The sequence below is a fragment of the Pseudomonas sp. Irchel s3f10 genome, assembly GCF_900187515.1.
In the GTDB taxonomy this organism is placed as follows: domain Bacteria; phylum Pseudomonadota; class Gammaproteobacteria; order Pseudomonadales; family Pseudomonadaceae; genus Aquipseudomonas; species Aquipseudomonas tensinigenes.
The window spans coordinates 58536-79412 of the sequence record NZ_FYDZ01000005.1; the positions used below are offsets into that span (position 1 = coordinate 58536).

The 20877-nt window shown below is 60.3% G+C and carries 25 protein-coding genes; 23 read left to right on the plus strand and 2 right to left on the minus strand.

Going from position 1 to position 20877, the window contains the following annotated elements; genetic code table 11:
• The first annotated feature begins 22 nt into the window (after positions 1-22).
• The 23 genes from CKW17_RS13250 to CKW17_RS13355 all read left to right on the plus strand — a co-directional run bounded on the left by CKW17_RS13250 (position 23) and on the right by CKW17_RS13355 (position 18771).
• A complete protein-coding gene (locus CKW17_RS13250) occupies positions 23-1945 on the plus strand; it encodes a YncE family protein (RefSeq protein WP_095120159.1) in 1923 nt (640 codons plus the stop codon).
• Positions 1946-1959: 14 nt separating this feature from the next.
• Positions 1960-2610 carry an SCO family protein gene (locus tag CKW17_RS13255; RefSeq protein ID WP_095120160.1) on the plus strand — a complete coding sequence of 217 codons (651 nt, stop codon included), beginning with the start codon at positions 1960-1962 and terminating at the stop codon, positions 2608-2610.
• A complete protein-coding gene (locus CKW17_RS13260) occupies positions 2607-3227 on the plus strand; it encodes an SCO family protein (RefSeq protein ID WP_095120161.1) in 621 nt (206 codons plus the stop codon). Before CKW17_RS13255 ends, CKW17_RS13260 begins: the two co-directional genes overlap by 4 nt.
• A gap of 9 nt (positions 3228-3236) precedes the next feature.
• The gene (locus CKW17_RS13265) at positions 3237-4787 is read left to right on the plus strand and encodes an ABC transporter substrate-binding protein (protein ID WP_095120162.1); all 1551 of its coding nucleotides are present in this window, start codon (positions 3237-3239) and stop codon (positions 4785-4787) included.
• Between the two features lie 15 nt (positions 4788-4802).
• On the plus strand, positions 4803-5564 hold the full coding sequence (locus CKW17_RS13270; RefSeq protein WP_095120163.1) for a SurA N-terminal domain-containing protein: 762 nt from the start codon (positions 4803-4805) through the stop codon (positions 5562-5564).
• A 219-nt stretch (positions 5565-5783) separates the two neighbouring features.
• Positions 5784-6314, plus strand: coding sequence for a response regulator (locus CKW17_RS13275; protein WP_007919379.1), 531 nt, complete (start codon positions 5784-5786; stop codon positions 6312-6314).
• A gap of 81 nt (positions 6315-6395) precedes the next feature.
• Complete coding sequence (locus CKW17_RS13280; RefSeq protein ID WP_095120164.1) at positions 6396-8102, plus strand: GspE/PulE family protein; 1707 nt, start codon at positions 6396-6398, stop codon at positions 8100-8102.
• Positions 8083-8886: a hypothetical protein gene (locus CKW17_RS13285; RefSeq protein ID WP_095120165.1), complete on the plus strand. Its 804-nt coding sequence runs from the start codon at positions 8083-8085 to the stop codon at positions 8884-8886. Before CKW17_RS13280 ends, CKW17_RS13285 begins: the two co-directional genes overlap by 20 nt.
• 1 nt (position 8887) lies before the next feature.
• Positions 8888-9433 carry a PilN domain-containing protein gene (locus CKW17_RS13290; protein ID WP_095120166.1) on the plus strand — a complete coding sequence of 182 codons (546 nt, stop codon included), beginning with the start codon at positions 8888-8890 and terminating at the stop codon, positions 9431-9433.
• Positions 9420-9968 carry a GspMb/PilO family protein gene (locus CKW17_RS13295; RefSeq protein ID WP_095120167.1) on the plus strand — a complete coding sequence of 183 codons (549 nt, stop codon included), beginning with the start codon at positions 9420-9422 and terminating at the stop codon, positions 9966-9968. Before CKW17_RS13290 ends, CKW17_RS13295 begins: the two co-directional genes overlap by 14 nt.
• Positions 9968-10480, plus strand: a complete 513-nt coding sequence (locus CKW17_RS13300; RefSeq protein ID WP_095120168.1) for a hypothetical protein — start codon at positions 9968-9970, stop codon at positions 10478-10480. Before CKW17_RS13295 ends, CKW17_RS13300 begins: the two co-directional genes overlap by 1 nt.
• A complete protein-coding gene (locus CKW17_RS13305) occupies positions 10477-12324 on the plus strand; it encodes a secretin N-terminal domain-containing protein (RefSeq protein WP_095120169.1) in 1848 nt (615 codons plus the stop codon). Before CKW17_RS13300 ends, CKW17_RS13305 begins: the two co-directional genes overlap by 4 nt.
• A 2-nt stretch (positions 12325-12326) precedes the next feature.
• On the plus strand, positions 12327-12800 hold the full coding sequence (locus tag CKW17_RS13310) for a type II secretion system protein (protein ID WP_038364886.1): 474 nt from the start codon (positions 12327-12329) through the stop codon (positions 12798-12800).
• Between the two features lie 5 nt (positions 12801-12805).
• A complete protein-coding gene (locus tag CKW17_RS13315; protein WP_007919395.1) occupies positions 12806-13180 on the plus strand; it encodes a type II secretion system protein in 375 nt (124 codons plus the stop codon).
• Positions 13155-13694: a type II secretion system protein gene (locus CKW17_RS13320; RefSeq protein WP_095120170.1), complete on the plus strand. Its 540-nt coding sequence runs from the start codon at positions 13155-13157 to the stop codon at positions 13692-13694. The genes CKW17_RS13315 and CKW17_RS13320 overlap by 26 nt, the downstream gene beginning before the upstream one ends.
• Positions 13691-14083, plus strand: coding sequence for a curli production assembly/transport protein CsgE (csgE, locus tag CKW17_RS13325; protein ID WP_095120171.1), 393 nt, complete (start codon positions 13691-13693; stop codon positions 14081-14083). Before CKW17_RS13320 ends, csgE begins: the two co-directional genes overlap by 4 nt.
• A complete protein-coding gene (locus CKW17_RS13330) occupies positions 14080-14511 on the plus strand; it encodes a curli assembly protein CsgF (RefSeq protein WP_095120172.1) in 432 nt (143 codons plus the stop codon). Before csgE ends, CKW17_RS13330 begins: the two co-directional genes overlap by 4 nt.
• A 29-nt stretch (positions 14512-14540) precedes the next feature.
• A complete protein-coding gene (locus CKW17_RS13335) occupies positions 14541-15401 on the plus strand; it encodes a CsgG/HfaB family protein (protein WP_038364894.1) in 861 nt (286 codons plus the stop codon).
• A 905-nt stretch (positions 15402-16306) separates the two neighbouring features.
• Complete coding sequence (locus CKW17_RS13340) at positions 16307-16678, plus strand: DUF6124 family protein (RefSeq protein WP_095120173.1); 372 nt, start codon at positions 16307-16309, stop codon at positions 16676-16678.
• Between the two features lie 156 nt (positions 16679-16834).
• Positions 16835-17080, plus strand: a complete 246-nt coding sequence (locus CKW17_RS13345) for an antitoxin (RefSeq protein ID WP_095120403.1) — start codon at positions 16835-16837, stop codon at positions 17078-17080.
• 35 nt (positions 17081-17115) lie between these two features.
• A complete protein-coding gene (locus tag CKW17_RS13350; protein WP_095120174.1) occupies positions 17116-17622 on the plus strand; it encodes a PAAR domain-containing protein in 507 nt (168 codons plus the stop codon).
• Positions 17622-18320, plus strand: a complete 699-nt coding sequence (locus tag CKW17_RS29860) for a hypothetical protein (RefSeq protein WP_134667717.1) — start codon at positions 17622-17624, stop codon at positions 18318-18320. Before CKW17_RS13350 ends, CKW17_RS29860 begins: the two co-directional genes overlap by 1 nt.
• A gap of 91 nt (positions 18321-18411) precedes the next feature.
• Positions 18412-18771: a hypothetical protein gene (locus CKW17_RS13355; protein WP_224795170.1), complete on the plus strand. Its 360-nt coding sequence runs from the start codon at positions 18412-18414 to the stop codon at positions 18769-18771.
• A 143-nt stretch (positions 18772-18914) separates the two neighbouring features.
• On the opposite strand, the gene CKW17_RS13360 is transcribed toward CKW17_RS13355, so the two are convergent.
• Both CKW17_RS13360 and CKW17_RS13365 read right to left on the minus strand, forming a co-directional pair.
• Positions 18915-20366, minus strand: a complete 1452-nt coding sequence (locus CKW17_RS13360) for a curlin (protein ID WP_095120176.1) — start codon at positions 20364-20366, stop codon at positions 18915-18917.
• A 27-nt stretch (positions 20367-20393) separates the two neighbouring features.
• A complete protein-coding gene (locus CKW17_RS13365; RefSeq protein ID WP_053119098.1) occupies positions 20394-20858 on the minus strand; it encodes a curlin in 465 nt (154 codons plus the stop codon).
• Between the last annotated feature and the right edge of the window lie 19 nt (positions 20859-20877).

Below are 20877 nucleotides of genomic sequence, written 5' to 3' on the forward strand. Positions count from 1 at the left end.
GGTAGCGTTTGGGGAGTGCGAGATGAACAGGATCATCAACATCATCGGTATTTGCACCCTGGCCACGGCCGGGGCGTTGCTGACGCTGAGCGAGGTTGCGCTGGCGCAAAACGGCAGTGGGCAGACGCTGAAGCGTGATGGTGTGGCGGTGGATTTCGATCTCAAGCCACTCGCCGCCGACGGCAAACTGCGTGAAGGCGAATTCGCCGATGTGCAGTTCCGCGTCACTGACAGCGCTTCCGGCCAGCCTTTGTCCGGGGTAGCGCCGGGCGCCTGGGTCGATCCGCAAACCCTCGCCGCCGATCAAGCCCAGGGCCGAGACCAAAGCTGCAAAGCCCGGGTCGGGGTGTTCCTCAAGTCCAACATCGGCGCGCGGCCGTTGCTCGACCTCAACAGCTATTTCCTGCTGGTGATGAACCGCGACGCCAGCATCGCCGTGGTCGATCCGTCGGTGTCAGTGGGCGGCATCACCAGCACCCTCGCGCGGATCGAACTCAAGCAACCACCGATGGATTGGGTCACCCCAAAAGACAACAAACGCGTGTTCGTCTCGATGCCAACGGCAGGCGAAGTGGCCGTCATCGACAGCGAACAATTCAAGGTTCTCGATTCGATCAAAGCCGGCAGCCAACCGGTGCGCGTGGCGCTGCAACCGGATGAACGTCTGCTGTGGGTCGGCAACAACGCCAGCAAAGCCGAAGACTCCGGCGTGACGGTGATCGACAGCCAAAGCCTCAAACCCCTCAAACATTTGCAGACCGGGCGCGGCCACCACGAAATCAGCTTCAGCAAGGACAGCCGCTTCGCCTTCGTCAGCAACCGCGACGACGGCACCGTCAGCGTGGTCGACATCGCCAGCCTGACCATCGTCGAGCAGATCAAAACCGGCGCCCATCCGCTGTCAGTCGCCTATTCAGCGCTGTCCGGCGCGGTGTATGTGGCCGATGGCAAGGACGGCACCGTGACCGTGATCGACGCCAGCACCCACGCCGTCCGCCGGGTGATCAAGCTGCAGCAAGGCCTCGGCCCGATGGGCTTCAGCGCCGACGGCCGCTTCGGTGTAGTGCTCAACACCGTGGAAAACCGCGCCAGCGTCATCGACGCCGCGACCAACAGCGCGATCCACGACCTCGACGTCAGCGCCGAACCCTACCAAGTGGTGTTCACCCAGGCCTACGCCTACATCCGCGGACTCGCTTCACCGAAAGTCACCATGATCAACCTGTCCTCCCTCGGCGAAGGTCGCCAGCCGATCAGCCAAGGTTTCGAAGCGGGCCCGCAAGCGCCGCGCCTGGCCGGGGATTTACCGCTGGCCTCAAGCTTGGCGGTGTCGCGTGACGACAACGCGGTGTTCGTGGTCAACCCGGTCGACAACACCACCTACTTCTACGCCGAAGGCATGAACGCGCCGATGTCCGGTTACCCCAACCGTGGCCAGATCGCACGCGCCGCCATGGTCATCGACCGCAGCCTGCGCGAGGTCTCGCCGGGACTCTACAGCGCCCGGGTGAAACTGCCGGCAGCAGGGCGCTTCGACGTGGCGTTCCTGCTCAACCAACCGAACATCATTCACTGCTTCACTGCGCAGATTGACCCTGACGGCAAACCGCAAAAACACCTCGGCCAGCCGAAAGTCGAGTTCCTCCTCGACAAGACCGCCGTGGCGCTCAACGACCCCTACGTCGTGCGCTTCCGCATCGTTCAAGGCAAAGACAAAACCCAGCGCAGCGGCGTCAAAGACGTGCAACTGCGCTACTACCTCGCGCCCACCTCGCATCCCCGCGAAGTGGCGGCGCTGGAAGTCGCCGACGGCGTATACGAGGCGCCAATCAACCTCGACCGCAGCGGCGCCTGGTATCTGCATGTGCGTGCGGCATCGCTGGGCGCCGGTTTCGATGACAAGACCTTTGCCAGTGTTCGGGTAGCCCCCGGCCTGGCCCGTTGAAGAGGAGTTTCGACATGAACCGATTTGCATCCACTGGCCTGCTGACCCTGTGCCTGTTGAGCCTCGGCATTCAACACGCCAACGCCCACTCGGCAGACGAACACGCCGGACACAAAGCCCCGGCCAGCAACACCCAGGAACATGCCCAGGTGAAATTCGCCAACGTGCCGCTGCTTGATCAAAACGGTAAAACCGTGCGCCTCGAACAAGACCTGGTGCAGGGCAAAATCGTCGTCATGAGTTTTATCTACACCAGTTGCACGACGGTGTGCCCGGTGGTCTCGTCGATCATGGGCAAGGTGCAGAAGCAGCTCGGTGCGCGCGTCGGCGAGGAAGTGCAACTGGTGTCGATCAGCATCGACCCACAGCGCGACGACCCGAAACGCCTGCAGGATTATGCCCGCACGTTCCAGCGCGGGCCGGGCTGGAGCTGGTTGACCGGCTCGCCGCAGTCGATCAATGAAACCCTCAAGGGCCTCGGCAGTTTCAGTGGCGACCTGAAGAGTCATCAACCGCTGATCCTCGTCGGCGACGGCGACAGCCGCCACTGGATGCGCTACTACGGCTTCACTGATCCGGCGCTGCTGGCCAAGGAAGTGGAAAAACTCAGCGGCCTGCGCACCCACGCCAAACACACCGCCATCGCCATGGAGCAGCAGCCATGAGAACGCTCGACTGGATCTCCCTGACCGTGTGTTTCTGGATTCTTGGTAACGTCGCGTTCGCTCACGAAGGCCATGTCTCCGAGCCGCCAGCCGCTGTGGCTGCCGCGCCGGCCAAAGGCACCCACGACGCGAAAACCTGGTTCACCGACACGCCGTTGCAGGATCAGAACGGCGAGACCCTGCGCTTCTACAGCGACGCGCTGCAAAACCGCATCGTCCTGCTTAACGTGATCTTCACTAGCTGCAACGATGCCTGCCCGCTGATCACCCAAAAGCTCAAGGAAGTGCGCGAGCTGCTCGGTGACAAGGCACAGGACATCACCTTCATTTCCCTTACCAGTGACCCGCTGCGCGACACGCCGGCGGTGCTCAAGGCTTACACCTTGAAGCAGGGTTCCGATGACCCTCATTGGCTTTTTCTTACTGGCGACAAAGCGCAGATGGACCTGGTATTGAGCCGCATCGGCCAGATCGTGCCGACGCCCGAGCAGCATTCCACGCAGTTGATCGTCGGCGATGTCGCCAATAAACGCTGGAGCAAGATCCGTCCCGACGCCCCGGCCGCCGCCATTGCCCAGCGCTTGCAGTTGCTGACAATGCCCGTGGCCGGCCGCTGAGTTCGCGCCATGAACCTGAGCGGTGTACTCGCCCTGATCCTGCTCGCTGGCGTCAGCCTTGGCGCGAGCGCTGCGCCGCTGACTGCGGAGGAAGCGGCAGGCAAGCGCCTGTACCGCCAAGGCCTGTCAGCCAGTGGCGAAGCGATCATGGCGCGGGTCGGCGCGGCGGATGTGTTACTGCCGGCGACCAGTCTGCCGTGCGCCAATTGCCATGGCGCCGATGGCCTCGGTCGGCCCGAAGGCGGGGTGCGTCCGCCGCCGCTGAACTGGGCGCGACTGACCAGCACCTACGGCCAGCAACAGGTCAACGGGCGCAGCTATCCGGCCTACAGCGAAAGCACTCTGGCCATTGCCATCGAGCAGGGTCGCGACCCCGGCCACAATCGTCTCGACCCGAGCATGCCGCGCTTTCTGCTGTCGATGAAGGATCAGCGCAACCTTACCGCCTATCTCAAACGCCTCGCCGATGAGCGTGACCCCGGCCTCGATGCCGAGACCTTGCACCTGGGCACCTTGCTGCCCAGCCAAGGCCCGTTGGCCGAGGAGGGCGCGACAGTGGCAGCGGTGCTCAATGGCAGCGTCGCGCGGATCAATCAGGCTGGCGGTATCCATGGCCGGCAACTGCGCCTGACGGTGATCGACCCCGGCCCGGATCGCGCCAGTGCCGGAAAGGCGTTGCAGCGTTTGATCGAGCAGGAACAGGTGTTCGCCCTGATCGCGCCTCTGGCACCGGCCCTCGACGGCGAACTGGCGAACCGGTTGGAGCAGTCCGGCGTGCCGCTGATCGGTGCCTTGTCGTTGCTCGGATCGATGCAGGCCAGCCCGCAGATTTTCGAGCCATTGCCAGGCTTGCGGGAACAGTTGATCGCGCTGGCCGATTACGCCACGGCCAGCCTGCGCGTGCTGCAAGGGCCGACGCTGATCGCCTATCCCGATGACCCGCTGCAAGCGCAAGCAGCGGCGACCCTCGCTCAGTACTTACAGGATCACGGCTGGCAAAAAGTCCTTTTGCAAGCTTACGACCCGGCAGCAGAGGCTTTGCCGCTGGGTTCGCGATCGGTGTTCTATCTGGGCAGTGGCGGCGGTTTCAGTCGTCTGGCGACGCGGCTGCAAAGCGCCGGGCAAGTGCCTTACCTGTTTGCCGCCTCCAGCCAGGTGGCCGGTGATCTGCTGCAAGTGCCCGACGGCTTCACCCGGCGGGTGTTTCTTGCCTATCCGTTCGTGCCCAGCGACTGGACCCAGACCGGGCGCATGGCCCTGACGCTGCTGCGCGAAGGCCAGGGCCTCGGCGCCCAGCATGCGGTGCTGCAAGTCGGCGCCTACGCCTCGATGTTGCTGCTCAGCGAAGGCATGAAACAGGCTGGCCGCGACGCCAGCCGGGAAAAACTGGTGACGGCGCTGGAAGGCCTGCACGACTTCGACACCGGCCTGACCCCGCGCCTGAGCTTCGGACCCGGTCGACGCCTGGGCTTGAGCGGCGCACACGTGGTCACCGTGGATTTGCCCGATCAGCGTTTCTATCTGGTCGCGCCTTATAAACCGATTGTTGCCAGCCCCTGAACGGAGGGCCCGATCATGAAGCTCACAACGCTGATAATGCTGCTGACCTGTTGGCTGCCGATGGCGTGGGCCAATAACGAACCGGCCGTGGCGCGGGTCAATGGCGAGGAAATCTCCGGGTTTCGCTTCGAGCGTTTCTTCGCCGAATACCTCGAAGATCAGGGCCGCGCCGTGGCGAGCATTCGTAGCCCAAGGGCCTATAAAGAGCTGCGTCAGGCAGCGCTGCAAACGCTGATCGACAAAGAACTGCTGTGGCAGGAGTCGCAAAAGCGCGGTGTGCAGATCGACGATCAAGTGGTGCGTCAGCAAGTCGAGCAGACCCGCAGTGCCATCGGCGGCGCGGATAAATTCGTCCGGCGCTTGCAGGACGCCGGTTTCGATGAGGCGTCCTTCACCGAGTACACCCGCCGCGAACTGGCGGCCCAGCAGATGTTCGCCGAGCTGATCCGCGCCAATACCTTGCAACCGCGCCACCTGTTGATCCGCGTGCCGGTGCAAGCGGATGCAGCCACAGTGGCTGAAGCGCGTCTACGCTTGTTGCAAATGCGCGCCTCGATTGTCAGCGGGGCGAGTTTCGCCAGCGAACCGGTGCGTTCACCGTTCGGCTGGCATGTGATTTATTTGCCGAACCACTTGGAGGCCGCCGATGTCCCAGATTCGCAGGGGCTGGATACAGTCAGGGCACAGCTCGCCCGACAGCAACAGACCCAGGCTCGTCGCCAAGTGCTCGCGCAATTACGGGTGCAGAACAGGATCGAACGAATTGACGACGACTGAAGGTTCCCCCCCAATAGTGGGGAATGGCTTCGATGCCCATTCAGGTGCTTCCCCGTTTCTGGGGAACGGGGTACCGGGACGAGCGGGCATTGTCATTAAATTCAAGGACATGAAGACGTAAAATTACCGGCACTCAGCCTGGCATGAAGTGTGCGTTACCGATGGTAAGGCGCACTCTCAGGGCGGGGTCATCGGACCTGCTGTTTCAAGGAGTCGACCTTGGTTAACAAAGTACTGGTTGTCGAAGACGAACAGCTGCTTGCACAGAACCTTCAGGATTATCTGTCGGCGCAGGGGCTGGACGTCCGGATTGCACATGACGGAGCGACGGGTATCGGTTTGGCCGAAACGTTCGCCCCCGACGTGCTGGTGTTCGATTACCGCTTGCCCGATATGGAAGGCTTTGAGGTGCTCGACGCGGTCCGCCAGAACAGGACGTGTAATTTTGTGCTGATAACAGGTCACCCCACCGCTGAAGTCTGTGAGCGGGCGCGGCAACTGCAAGTCAGCCACATCCTGTTCAAACCGTTTCCATTGGCGGAACTGGCCCGAGCTGTCTGCGACCTTCTGGGCATCAAGCGCGAAGCGAAACCCGGTGCGAGCCCTTCCGAGGGCTTCGTCGAACGACGCCAGAGCAGGACCGAGAGCTTCCCGTTGCAGTTGTACGATGGCAGTTGGGTGTTGGCGGATCGGCGACGGCAGTCGCAATCCATGGCGCCGGACGACGATCAAATGCTCACCGGGGAGTAATGGCGCGATCAGACGTTCCGGCACTTGCCGCCAAGGTTTGCCGCGCCGACAGGGCTCTAAGCCCCGGTTGGAGAGCAAGCCATGGAACGTCTGTCCGTTGTCGTCGAACCGCTGCTGGCCGAATGCGCCCCCGAGCGCTTTTCCAGTGAACAGCTTGCCCAGGCCCGGGCGCGGGCCGCCACCTCCGGCGAACGCGTCCTCGAAGCCCTTGGCGTACTCTGTGAACTGGCGCCGATGCCGTTCATTCACACCCTCGGCGCCACCCTGCATTACCCGGTGCTCGACACCGACAGCCTGTTTCAAGCGACGCCGGTGTTCGACCGCGTCACCCTCGCTCAATGCCTGAAACGTGAATTCATCCTGCTGCGCCACAACGACGAAGTCATCGGCGTGTTTGCCGACCCCTTCGACCCGGCGCGGCTGGCCTGGATCGACGATTGCCTGCACGGCGCGCCGCTGCATCTGGTCCACGCCGATGATCTCAAGGCCTATCTGGCCCGTCACGAAGAAAGCTTCCACGCGGTCGAATCGCTGAACGCCCAAGGCGACACCCACAACGAAATCGACACCCTGCAAAGCCTGTCGCTGACCAGCATCAGCGAAGACGCCAGCAGCGTGGTGAAACTGGTCAACTCGACCCTCTACGACGCGCTGAAAATGCACGCCAGCGACATTCACCTCGGCACCACCGGCCACGGTCTGGTGATCAAGTACCGTATCGATGGCGTGCTCAACAACATCAGCAAAGTCCAGGGCAACGAGTTCGCCGAACAGGTGATCTCGCGGGTCAAGGTCATGGCTGAACTGGACATCGGCGAGAAGCGTGTGCCGCAGGACGGTCGCTTCAAGATCGGTATCAGTGGCCGTCAGATCGATTTTCGCGTGTCGATCATGCCGAGCATTTTTGGCGAAGACGCGGTGCTGCGGGTGCTCGACAAACAGGATCTGGCCGACAAGGTCTGCGGCGTGCAATTGCAGGCGCTGGGCTTTGAAGACGAAACCCTGCGCCAGTTGCGTCGCCTCGCCGCCGAACCCTACGGCATGGTCCTGGTGACCGGCCCGACCGGCAGCGGCAAGACCACCACGCTGTACGCGATGATCACCGAGATCAACCACGGCGTGGACAAGATCATCACCATCGAAGACCCGGTCGAATATCAATTGCCGGGCGTGCTGCAAATCCCGGTCAACGAGAAAAAAGGCCTGACCTTCGCCCGAGGCCTGCGCTCGATCCTGCGCCACGACCCGGACAAGATCATGGTCGGCGAAATCCGTGATCCGGACACCGCGCAGATCGCCGTGCAATCGGCGCTTACCGGCCACCTGGTGTTCACCACCATCCACGCCAACAACGTCTTCGACGTGATTGGCCGCTTCACCCAAATGGAAATCGACCCGTACAGCCTGGTCTCGGCGCTCAACGCGATTCTCGCTCAGCGGCTGATCCGGCTGGTGTGCGCCAGTTGCAGTGCGCCGGTCAATCCGAGCGATGAAGAGCTGCGCGCTTCGGGCCTCGATCCGCAGAAAGTCGATCACTACCACTTCGTCCACGGCAAGGGCTGCGGCCACTGCCGGGGCAGCGGTTATCGCGGGCGCACGGCGATTGCCGAGTTGCTGCACCTCGACGACGAGCTGCGCCAGATGATCGTCGAGCGCCAACCGATCAAACAAATCAAAGCCCTGGCCTGTGCCCGTGGTTTGCGCCTGCTGCGCGAATCGGCGCTGGAGCTGGTGGAACAAGGTCGCACCACGCTGGAGGAGATCAATCGTGTCACATTTATCTCGTGAGCGTTTTGTCGCCGTGCTGGGCGCCAGCGGTGTTGGCCTCGGTCAGCGGCGCGGCAGCGACACCCTGTGGCTGGGCAGCGTCGGGTTCATCGACGAAGGCTTCCAGAGCTACGCGGTGGCGCTGGACACCCTCGATCGCCTGCTCGGTGAACATGCCCGCGCCGGTGCCGAATTGAGCGTGGTCATCTCCGGGCACTTCAGCCGTTTTTGCCTGGTGCCGTGGAGCACGCAGATCAGCAGCCCTGAAGAACTGCGCGGCTTTGCTCAACTGTGTTTCGAAGACTTGTTTGGCGCGCCGACCCAGCCGTGGAGTCTGGTGCTGTCCGCCGAACCGGCCGGTTACGACCGCATCGCCAGCGCCTTGCCGCAGGACTTGCTGGAACGCTTGCGCACGCTGGTCAGCGCTCGTGGGTTGCGCCTGCGCTCGGTGCAGCCGTACCTGATGGCGGCGTTCAACCGCTTCGACAAAAGCCTCGATGCCGGTGACTTCCTGTTCGTCGTCGCCGAGCCGCAACGCAGTGTGTTGTTGCTGGCAAGGGAAGGGCGCTGGGCCGGCGTGCGTTCGGTGGGCGGCAGCGACAGCGATGCCGCGTTGAATGCCCTGATCGGTCGCGAACGCCAGCTGCAAGCCTCGACCAGCGAACGCGCCTTCAATGTTTATCTGCATGCCCCGGCGCGCCTCGATGCGCATCCGGACGTGGCGGGTGTGCAACTGCGCACCCTTGAAGACGCCTCGATGAACGTGCGTGACGGCTTGTACGTCATGTCCCGGGCGGTGGCCTGACATGCGCGCCCTTAACCTCGACTTTCAGCCACGGCCACGTTCCGGTCCGTTGGGTTGGAGCCTGCTCGGCGGCGGCGTGCTGCTGGCGCTGCTGTGCTTCGGCGTGCAACAGCACCTCGACGCGCACACCGAACAGCAACAAGGCCACCTGCAAACCACTCAGCGTCAGCTCACCGGCGACAGCGGCGCCAAGTCCACCCTGAGCCCGGCGGAAACCCGCGAGCAAGCGGCAAACCTCGCCGAGATGCGCAAGGTCTCGCAGCAACTGCGCCGGCCGTGGGAACGCCTGTTCGCCATGCTCGAAGCGATGCCGCGCGATGACGTCGCGCTGCTGACCCTGACCCCGGATGCGCGCAAAGGCCAGGTCCGCATCAGCGCCGAAGCGCGGGATCTGCAAGCGATGCTCGATTTCCACAAACGTCTGGAAGCCAGCGACGAGCTGTCCGACGTCTCGCTGCTGAGCCACGAAATCGTCGTCAAATCGCCGGAGCAACCGGTGCAATTCAACCTGTCGGCGACTTGGGAGATTGGCGATGCGAATCCCTAGACTGATCGTCCACGAATACCTGCAAGGTCTCGGCGTTCCGGGCCTGGCCGGACTGGCGCTGCTGCTGGTCGCCGTGGCTTGGGCACTGGGTGGCTTGCTGCCGGGCTGGCAATCGTTGCAGCACATCAGCCTGCAGACTCGGGAAGCGAGCGCGTATCTGGCCAAGGTTGAAGACGGCAGCATCGCGCCGCCGGTGGTGCCACAGCGTCAGCTCGACGACTTCCGCAACAAACTGCCGGCGCAACCGCAAGCCACCGTCGCCATCGACCGCATCTACGCCCTCGCAGCGCAAGAACACATCACCCTGGCGCGCGGCGAATACGCCCTCGGCGTCGACCCGAAAACCCATCTGGCGCGCTATCAGATCCTCTTGCCAGTGCGCGGTAGCTACCCGCAACTGCGCCGCTTCCTGCACGCCTTACTCGGCCAGTTGCCAGCGGTGGTGGTGGAAGACCTCGAGCTGCAACGCAAGAAGATTGGCGACACCGACCTCAATGGCCGGATCCGTATGACCCTTTACCTGTCGAGGTCGTGATGAATACCAAACGCGTGACAGGTTGGCTCGCGTTCTTCGGTGTAGCGGTCACGCTGGCGTGGCTGCCGGAATATTTCTCGCCGAGCGAAGACGCCGACTCCAACGAAGTGGCCGTCGCTACGCCGGGGAAAACCCGTGGCGCGCTGCCGGCCAGAGCCGCCAAGGCCAAAGACGCCCCGATCAAGGATTTGAGCCCGGCCGGCGACCTGTTCTCGGCCAAATCCTGGAAGGCCGCGCCGACTCTGGCCACGGTCACCGAAATGGCCATCAATCCAGCAACTGTGGTGCAAGCCCCGAGCCTGCCACCGGTGCCGTTTCAGTTCGTCGGCAGGCTGCATGACCGCAGCGACCTGCAAGTGTTTTTGCAGAACGGCGAAAAGATCTACGTCGTGCGCAACGGGGATGTGATCGACGACACCTGGAAGATCACCGGCATTTCCGATGTGGAATTGAGTCTGGTCTACCTGCCTTTGCATTTGTCGCAGACCCTGTCTGTGGGGAGTACGCAATGAACCGTTGCCGTTTGCTGATGAGCCTGGGCCTGTGTGCCGGGCTGGCCGCGTGCAGTTCTGCACAAGTGGCCAACAAGGAAGCCGCCGACCTGATTGAACAGGGTCAGTACGAGGCGGGGCTGGCGCGGGTCGAGGAAGGTCTGCGCGAAAACCCACGGGACACCGAACTGCACCTGCTGCTCAACAGCGGTCGGGCCAAGGCCATCACCGCGTTGCTGACGACCGGTGATACCGACCGTTCGCGCCGCGATTTTGCTTCGGCGCGGGTGGCCTACAACCGAGTGCTGACCATCGAGCCGAACAACCGCCGCGCTCAGGATGCCCTGAAGCAGATGGACTATCTGCGCAGCATGGACGAGAAACTCGAACTGGCCCGTGGCGACCTGCGCCGGGGTGACATTTACGGTGCCGATCGTCAGGTCAAACAGATCCTCGAACTCGACCCCAAGAATGAGGGTGCACTGGAGCTACAAGGCAACATTCGTCTGGTGCAGAGCCGCAACGTGATTGCCTATCCGCAACTGCGCACCAAGCTTGACCGCCCGGTGACTCTGGAATTTCGCGACGCCAACCTGAAGACCATTTTCGAGGTGCTGTCGCAGGTCGCCGGACTGAACTTCATCTTCGACAAAGACCTGCGCCCGGACATGAAAGCGACGATCTTCGTGCGTGACGTGCGCATCGAAGACGCCGTGACCCTGCTGCTGCAACAGAACCAGTTGCATCAGAAAGTGGTGAACGAAAACACCTTGCTGATCTACCCGGATTCGCCGCAGAAAGTGAAGGATTACCAGGAACTGGTGATGCGCACCTTCTACCTGACCAGCATCGACGCCAACACCGCGCTCAACATGGTGAAAACCATGCTCAAGACCCGCGATGTGTTCGTCGACGAACGCCTCAATACCCTGACCATGCGCGACACCGAAGACGCTGTGCGCATGGCCGAGAAACTGCTGCAGTCGCAAGACCAGTCCAACCCGGAAGTGGTGCTTGAAGTGGAAGTGATGGAAGTCGCCACTCAACGCATCCTCGACCTCGGCCTGCAATGGCCGAACACCTTCGGCGTGGTCAACAGCGACGGTTCGGCGGTGACCCTGCTTGATCAACTGAAAGGCATCAACTCCAGCCGGATTTCGATTTCGCCATCGCCGCAAGCCAAGATCAACGCTCAGGACAATGACATCAACACCCTCGCCAGCCCGGTGATTCGTGTCAGCAACCGTGAGCAGGCGCGGATTCACATCGGTCAGCGTGTGCCGATCATCAGCGCGACTTCGGTGCCGTCGACTCAAGGCCCAGTGATCACCGAAAGCGTCACTTACCTCGACGTCGGTCTGAAGCTCGAAGTGCAACCGACCGTGCATCTCAACAACGAAGTGGCGATCAAGATTGCTCTCGAAGTGAGTAACGCCACGCCGCTGGAACCGACCCGACAGGGCACGATCCCGGTGCAGGTCGACACCCGCAACGCACAAACCTCACTGCGCCTGCACGACGGCGAAACGCAGATCCTCGCCGGCCTGATGCGCAACGACCACGGCGCCACCGGCAACAAGATCCCGGGCCTCGGCGATATTCCTGGCATTGGCCGGCTGTTCGGCAGCAACAAGGATACCGTCGGCAAATCCGAACTGGTGCTGTCGATCACCCCACGGATCGTGCGCAACCTGCCGTATCAGAGCCCGTCGGACATGGAGTTCTCCACCGGCACTGAAACCAGCATGCACATCCAGGCACCGGATCGTTCGCAGAGTTACGTGATGCCGTCGCCGGCCGCGCAGCCGCGTGCCGTCGGTGAATCGGCCGTGGCCACCACCCGCGTCACTGTCGAGAAGCCTTGATCATGAACGCCTCCCAACGCGGTTTCAGCCTGATCGAAGTCGTGGTGACGCTGGCCCTGATCGGCCTGTTGGCGAGCATGGCCGCGCCGCTGACCGAGACTTTGGTGCGGCGTGGCAAGGAGCAGGAATTGCGCAACGCGCTGTACCAGATTCGCGATGGCATCGACGCCTACAAGCGTGCCTTCGATGCCGGCTACATCGAGAAGTCGCTGAACAGCAGCGGTTACCCGCCGAACCTGCAAGTACTGGTCGAAGGCGTGCGCGATGTGCGCAGTGCCAAAGGCGCCAAGTTCTACTTTTTACGCCGCATCCCGCGCGATCCGCTGGTGCCGGCCAAACGCGATGATGAAGGGGGTTGGGGCGTGCGCGCCTACAACAGTTCGGCTCAGAACCCGCGCGATGGCGAGGACGTGTTCGACGTCTACTCCCACGCCCGGGGCAAGGGCCTCAACGGCATCGCCTACCGCGAGTGGTGAACCTCATGCGCCGGGAAAAAGGTTTTACCTTGCTGGAGCTGATGGTGGTGATGGCGATCATCGCCACGCTGATGACCATCGCGCTGCCGCGCTACTTCAACAGCCTCGAAGCGTCGAAGGAAACCACGCTGCGCCAGAGCCTGTCGGCGATGCGCGAGGCGCTGGATCACTTTTACGGCGACACCGGGCGTTATCCCGATTCCATCGAGCAACTGATCGAACAACGTTACCTGCGCAACGCACCACTCGATCCGATCACCGAACGCAAAGACCAGTGGGTGCTGATCGCGCCACCGGACGGCGTCGCCGGTGGTGTGGCTGATATCAAAAGCGGTGCTACCGGGAGGGCGCGTGATGGCAGCCAGTATTCCGAGTGGTAACCGCGCGCAGCAGGGTGGCTTCACCTACCTGGGCGTGCTGTTCCTGATTGCGGTGATGGGCATGGGCCTGGCCAGTGCCGGTGAGTTGTGGTCGACCGCCTCGCGTCGTGACCGTGAACGCCAGTTGCTCTGGGTCGGTACTCAGTACGCACAGGCGCTGCGCAGCTACTACCGCAGTTCGCCGGGGTTGGCGCAGTACCCGAAAGAGTTGGTCGATCTGCTCGACGATCAGCGTTTTCCAGAAGCGAAACATCATTTGCGTCAGCTTTATCCAGACCCGATCGGTCAGGGTGAGTGGGCATTGCAACTTGGTTTCGATGGACGCATCACCGGTCTCAACAGCCCTTCGACCGAGCTGCCTTTGAAGCAATCGGGCTTCCCGACGCAGTGGTCGGATTTCGACGGCATGCAGCGTTATTCGGACTGGCAGTTCGTCGCCGAAAAAGCCTTCCTCGACGGCACTAATGGCCCGGCGAAAGACCAGTCGAATTTGCCACAGGCGCTGCAGCCATGACTCGGCAATGGTGGTGCGCGTTGGTCCTCACCGTGGCGGCGTGCTGCGCCCAGGCCGGTGAAGAAGACGAAATGATGGGCTTTATCGTCGACGACACGATCTCGCACATCGGCCACGACTTTTACTACTCGTTCAGTGAACGCCTGCGTGACACCAGCCCGATGGATTTCAACCTGGTGGTGCGCGAGCGGCCCGACGCGCGCTGGGGCAGCCTGGTGACCGTGGAATATCAGCAACGCCTGGTTTATCGGCGCTTCCTGCCGCCGAATACCGTGGAACTGAAGGACGAGGCCTACGCGGCCGCCGACTGGGTTCGACGCCAGGTTGTCCAGCGCAAGCTGGAGGCACTGTTGCAGGACACCACCGACCTTGAGAAGGACGAATTATGAACAGCACAACGTTCTCACGGCGCAGCGGATTCTGGATCTCGGGGTTGTTGGTCGGCCTTGCCAGCGCTGCTGCCGTCCAGGCCACCGAGCTTGTCTACACGCCGGTCAATCCGTCGTTCGGCGGCAACCCGTTGAACGGCACCTGGTTGCTCAACAACGCCCAGGCGCAAAACGATCACGACGATCCGGACCTCAAGAGCCGTTCGAGCGTGGCCGGCACTTCGGCGTTGGAGCGCTTCACCAGTCAATTGCAATCGCGACTGCTAGGGCAGTTGCTGGACAACATCTCCACCGGCAACACGGGGAGCCTGTCCACCGACTCTTTTATCGTCAACGTCATCGACGACTCCGGGGCACTGAGCATTGAAGTGACCGATCGAGCGACCGGTGAGGTTTCGGAAATTCAGGTGAACGGCCTCAACCCATGACGGGCTGACGGTTCCGGGGAGTGACGGACATGAAAAAGATCATCGCGTTAGGGCTGCTGTTGGCGACATTACAAGGGTGCAGTCTGCGTGAGCCGATGTCGGCCGAGCAGGACACCGAAACTCCGACCCTGACGCCTAGGGCCTCGACTTATTACGACTTGCTGAAGATGCCGCGGCCTAAGGGGCGGTTGATGGCGGTGGTGTACGGTTTCCGTGACCAGACCGGGCAGTACAAGCCGACGCCGGCGAGTTCGTTTTCCACCAGTGTGACTCAGGGGGCGGCGTCGATGTTGATGGACGCGATGCAGGCCAGTGGCTGGTTTGTCGTGCTGGAACGGGAAGGGCTGCAGAACCTGTTGACCGAACGCAAGATCATTCGCGCGTCGCAGAAGAAGCCGAATACGCCGGTGAATATTCAGGGTGAGCTGCCACCGTTGCAGGCGGCGAACATGATGCTTGAGGGCGGGATCATCGCTTATGACACCAATGTGCGTAGCGGTGGGGAAGGGGCGCGGTATCTGGGGATTGATTTGCAGCGTGAGTATCGGGTGGATCAGGTGACTGTGAACTTGCGTGCGGTGGATGTTCGCAGTGGGCAGGTGTTGGCGAATGTGATGACCAGCAAGACGATTTATTCGGTGGCGCGCAGTGCGGGGATTTTCAAGTTTATCGAGTTCAAGAAGTTGCTTGAGGCTGAGGTTGGGTATACGACGAATGAGCCGGCGCAGTTGTGTGTGTTGTCGGCGATTGAGGCGGCGGTGGGGCATATGGTGGCGCAGGGGATTGAGCGGCGGTTGTGGCAGGTGGCGGGGGACGCTTCTGTGCCTGGGCAGGATGATGTGTTGAATCGGTATTTGAGCCAGAACAAGATTGATCCGGAGGCGGAGTGAACGTGGCGGCCTTCGGGCCGACCAGGTTCTGGTTGGGCGGTGAGTTCTGGTTGACCGGGTACATATCCGTTGCTGCGGTAACGGCTGCTTAGGGTTCCGCCCTTACGGCGGGTCACTTTTTCCAGACGCCGAAAAAGTAACCAAAAAGGCTTGCTCCTACGTGCGGCCCGCTCGCTGGGGCTCGGGGTTCCTTCGCTGCGGGATCGATCCGGACGCAGCGCCTACGGTTTGCTTCGCTGCACCTCCTCTCGCTGTGTTTGGCTGCGCCAAACGGTCGCTGCGCTCCCACGCCCGGATCAATCCCTCCACTCAGCCTTCCGACGTCGCCTTACAGATCAAAAGCTGCAGCCGAGCTAACGCTCATCCTGTTGAGTGGTGAAGAGCGCGGGTGTTCGGCTTTTGATTTGCGTTGTTGCTGCCCCTCACCCCAGCCCTCTCCCGAGGGAGAGGGAGCCGATTTTTGGGCCTTTCAAAACCTGAGTTCGACTCGGTATTTCACGTCGGCATACCTCACCCAAACACCTCGGTCAGTTCCCTCTCCCTCCGGGAGAGGGCTAGGGTGAGGGCTGCGATCTGAAGTGTGTTTAAAGACGTGTCTGAATCGGCGGAACCTTCCCACAATGTTTTCAGGTTGGCCGTCGGACGTCCGCTCTCTAGCCTGTGTTCGTCGCTGCCAATTCAGCGACCGGGCATGGAAACCCGAAGACACGAGAGAGCAGGTACGCCTTTCATAACGTATGCTTGCGCACTTTCATTGTGTGCACTCTGTTATGGCGGTTGTGCGCGGGAGACATTCGTGTCTGCCGGGTTGCTCTCTCCCGGATTTCCAGCCTGCGTACAGCTGCCACCCATTTTTCCTGGAAGTCGAATGGGCCAGCTGCAACTATCAATGAGAGAGAATCACCATGAAAAAGCCAACACCCAACCCCCCAGAACCAGACACCAACACCACATCCCCCTACGCCTCAGTCGACAGCAAAAAACTCCACGAAGCCGCCGATCGCGCCCTCGATTTCTACCTCAACCCCACCGCCCATATCATGTCCAGCGCCAACGAGCCGGAACCCATGTACCTCGCCAACCCCAGGTACAACACCGAATCCCTGCTAGCCAACGCCAGCGAAACCCTCGGCTCGGCCAGCGAAATGCTCATCAACTTCGCCGCCTCGCTGGAAACTTCACACCGCAAGACTGCACTGGGCATCGCTCAAGTCGTCATGCTGGGCGAACTGGCCGTCAATCAAGCGCTGGATCATGTCGAGTTGAAGGATGGCTGATTGATCGTTCCCACGCTCTGCGTGGGAATGCAGCCCCTGACGCTCTGCGTCAAATTTGCAATTTGGAACGCGGAGCGTCCCGAGAGGTATTCCCGCGCAGAGCGTGGGAACGATCAAGAACAGAGACCGCGTTTTCACCCTCAGTCCGGAGGCACCATGGATCCCCTGTTTTCCACAACCAATGCAGATTTCGAAAACGAAGAGCAGGCGGCCAGCTACGACCGCTGGTTCCGTGCCGAAGTCCAGAAGTCACTCGATGACCCGCGTCCGAACATTCCGCATGAGCAGGTAATGGCAGAGATCGAGGCATTGATGGAAAGGGTGCGGCGCAAGCAGGAGGCACTTGAGGCGTCTGACAACGATGAATCCTTGACCGTTCAGGAGTCATCAAAGATCAGGTAACATCGGTTGATTGTAATATTCAAAGGAGAGAAACGATGGCAGGAAAGCCAGTCGCAAGGCTCGGAGACCCAGGGAGTCACGGCGGAAACATTTCCACTGGATCAAGTCCTATTTTTGTTAATTCAATGCCCGTGGCATTGGTAGGAGATATCTATTCCTGTCCTCTTCACGGCAGCAACCCCATAACGACGGGCGCTCCCCATGTTTTCGGTTTGGGGAAAGACGTTGCCCATGTTGGCTCCCAAACAGCATGCGGAGCGACGATTACTGCCGGATCACCCGACACCTTCGTCGGTGAGTCTGGTGGTGGCGCTTCCACTAGCTTCTTCTCGCAGTTTCTGAAAGAAAAGACTTTTGTCGAGTTTCAGTTGCTTAACGAAAAAGATGAGCCCATCGCCAATGAGGCGTATGAACTGACGCTGCCGGATGGAACCTTGATGACTGGCGTCCTTGACGAAAATGGCTTTGTGCATGTTGCAAATATTCCTAGAGGGAGTTGCAGCATAAAGTTTCCGAAACTTGAAGATACGGAACATCTTTAATGGTTCAGCCTACTAAAACTAACAGCACCACACAGGCAGCAAAAAATACAGGCGCATCAGGAAAAACTACAAAGACTAATCAGGTAGTCGTGTCAGGTGCCTATATGGAAATACTGGTTGGTGGTCCCTATACCCGCGATAAAGAAGAGCATCCTTTCGGGCACGCAGCTTTACACGTGGTGGTTGGTAGCAAAGACATCACCTACGATTTTGGTCGTTATGGCAAAACATGGGGAACCTTCGATAGCGAGGGGGAGGGTGTGTTGAATGTTTGGACGTCCTTCAAAACGTATATCTCTGGTGAGAATAGTTTGGGGCGTACAACAACTGGTTTTGTTTATTTTTTGGATAATGCTAAGGCTGAGGCTGTTATCGCCCATTTCGACGGGATTGTCGCTCAACAAAAAGAACAGAGAAGAAAGACAGCGTCGTCAGCACGTTACGTCCTGCCTTCAAACTATCATCCAACTACGAATAACTGCACAACCGTAACAATTGCAGGAGCAAAAGTTTCGGGTAAGCCAATTGTGCATAATCCGGCGAAATATAATGAGATGCGCGGTCTTTCTTTCATTGAAAGACAGGCAGCGCGTACGCAAAGTAGTCCGCAGGACGGAATTTTTATGCCAGCGGATTTGCAAGCCATGCTCGAAGCGAATACCGAGGCACCTTATGATAAGAAAAATGTTTACAAATAGGCGACTTGGCCTTTGGCTGGTGGCAGTTTTATCCGTAAATGCGATTTTTTTGGCTTTTCTGATTTCTGATGATATTGCGAAGGGGCACGATATGAAAATGATCAAAACTAAAGAACCGTTGCTTATCGAAGGTCCAAATGGCGACGATAATTTCTATGTCCTGCCTCTGGGCACTACGCTCTACCACGATAAAAGCTTTCCTGAAGGTCACGATCGTTATGTGGTGTATCTGAATCATAAAGGCGCGATTGCTCACGAAGAAGTGCCCATGAAGCCTGAGTATGGTGGTTCTTTTATTGATCCGCTCTGGCTGGCAAATGTGGATGCAGATACTTTGAAAGAAATTTTCAAGCGTTTTCCGCTTTCCAAAAAAGATATCGCTGCCGCCATTAAGGCCAATGAATTAACCAAGGATGATCTGGCCGACATTATTCGTTCAATGCCAGATTGATCGACTATGAGCTGCCGAAGGCTGCGATCTTCTGATCTTCAATAGCAAAATCAAAAGATCGTAGCCTTTGACAGCTCCTGCATAGGCCAAAAAAAACCGCGACCCCCCTCACCAGAGAATCGCGGCCCATCAACACCCAACCCCTACTGCTGCAACACCGTCGCCTGGTTAGCCGACCCGAACTGCTGAATATTCGCGGTCTGCGTCACCCCACTCTGATCGACATTGGCAATGTTCCCCGTGCCGCCCTGGGTCACATACGCCACGTTCATCGTATCCGCCTGCTTAACAGTGATCATGTTGTCACTGCCATACAGTTGCGCGGTATACGCCTGGTTCCCCGACCCAGACTGATCAAACTCAGCGCTGTTACCCGTGCCATTCGACGAACCCTGCACCAGGTTGCCCGTGCCGCGTTGATCGGAGATCAAAATGTTGTCGCTACCATTCTGATCAAAGTACAGCTCGTTGTAGGAATCAGCCTGACTGACCGTGGTCTTGTTGCCCGTCCCGGTCTGATGCGTGGTCATGACTTGCCCGACGCCATCCTGAGTGAAGCTGGCGATGTTGCCGTTGCCCGCCTGAGTAACCGCCGCACGCTGGCCGCTGCCGAACTGGCCGCCGGATTGCGGGCCTTTCCAGTTGCTGGCGTAGACCTTGTTGTCGTTGCCCACGGAGGTGGCGTTGAGCACGTGGCTGTCGCCGTTCTGGTAGGTGAAGTGCACGTTGCCGTTACCGACCTGATACAGCGCCAGTGTCGAGTTGATCGATTCGAACTGGTCGGCGTAGATCGCGTTGCTGTTGCCGACCTGGGTGACGGCGGCGGTGTTGTTTTCGCCGAAGCTTTGGTCGACCACGGTTTCGTTGCTGTCACCGTACTGGTTGACTGTGGCCTGGCTGGCCAGTTGCGCGTCCTGCCAGATTTCAGTGCCGTTGAGGTTACCGAACTGGTTGATGGTGATGTTGCCGCCGGTGCCGTTGCGCTGGTCGCCGTAGGCGTAGTTGCCTTCGCCGGCCTGGTTGATGCCGATCTGGCCGCCGTTGTGCAGCACTTGTTCGGCGGTGCCGTAGTTGGCGGTACCGTACTGGGTGATCACTGAACTGTTGCCGCTGCCTTCATAGAGTTGTTCGATGTTGGCTTCGTTGCTGTCGCCAAACTGGAAGGTTTTGCCCTCGCTGCCGTTCTGCGAGTCCTGATAAATGAACGAGAAGTTGCCGGTGCCTTGCTGCTGTTGCAACGCGCTGTTCGGTGAGCCGAAGCCCAGCGACTGGCTGGCGTGGGCGGTGTTGAAGGCGCCGACTTGTTGCTGGGTGATGGTGGCGTTGTCTTCGTAAAGCTGTTCCGCGTAACCGGCGTTGTAGTCGCCGACCGCGTCCTGGGTGATCACGCTGGTGGCGTGGTCTTGCACGGCGGCGGCGTCGTTGCCCTGGCCCAATTGGGTCTGGGTGGCGGTGCTGAACGGGGCCTGGGTCTGTTTCACGTCGGCGATGTTGGCGGTGCCGACCTGGCTTTGGTTGGACAGGCTGTCGTCGGCCATCGCCTGGGCACTGATCATGACCAGGATGGCGGCGGTGAGGGGCGTCAGTTTGAACATGATGAACTCTCCGATGATTGGCAGTGCTTAGCGATATTGCTTGACCGAAACGCTCATGCCGTTGCCCGACTGGGTCACGGCGCTTTGCAGCCCCGCGCCGGCCTGCTCGATGCTGGCGTCGTTGTTGTTGCCGTTTTGCGAAATCTGCGCGCGGTTATGGCTGCCGTTTTGCGTGATTGAGGCGGCATTGCCGGAACCGTTCTGGTTGATCAGCGCCATCAGGTCGCTGCCCTGTTGCAGGATGTACGCCTCCTGATTGCTGCCCGACTGCACGATCTGCCCGAGCAGCGACTGACCGTTCTGTTGCAGCAGGGCGACGTTGGCCTGGCCGAGCTGGTCGATCAGGGCTTGCTGACCCACGGGTGGGGGCAGTTCGCCGAGGTCGCTGCTGGTCGGGGCCAGGTCGTCGTTGTCCATCAGGTCGTCGGCACGCACGCCTGCACTGCTGCACAGCAGGAGCAGGCAAAGCAGGGCGGCGGTCGGCGTGTTCATGGCGAAAATCCTGTGTGGC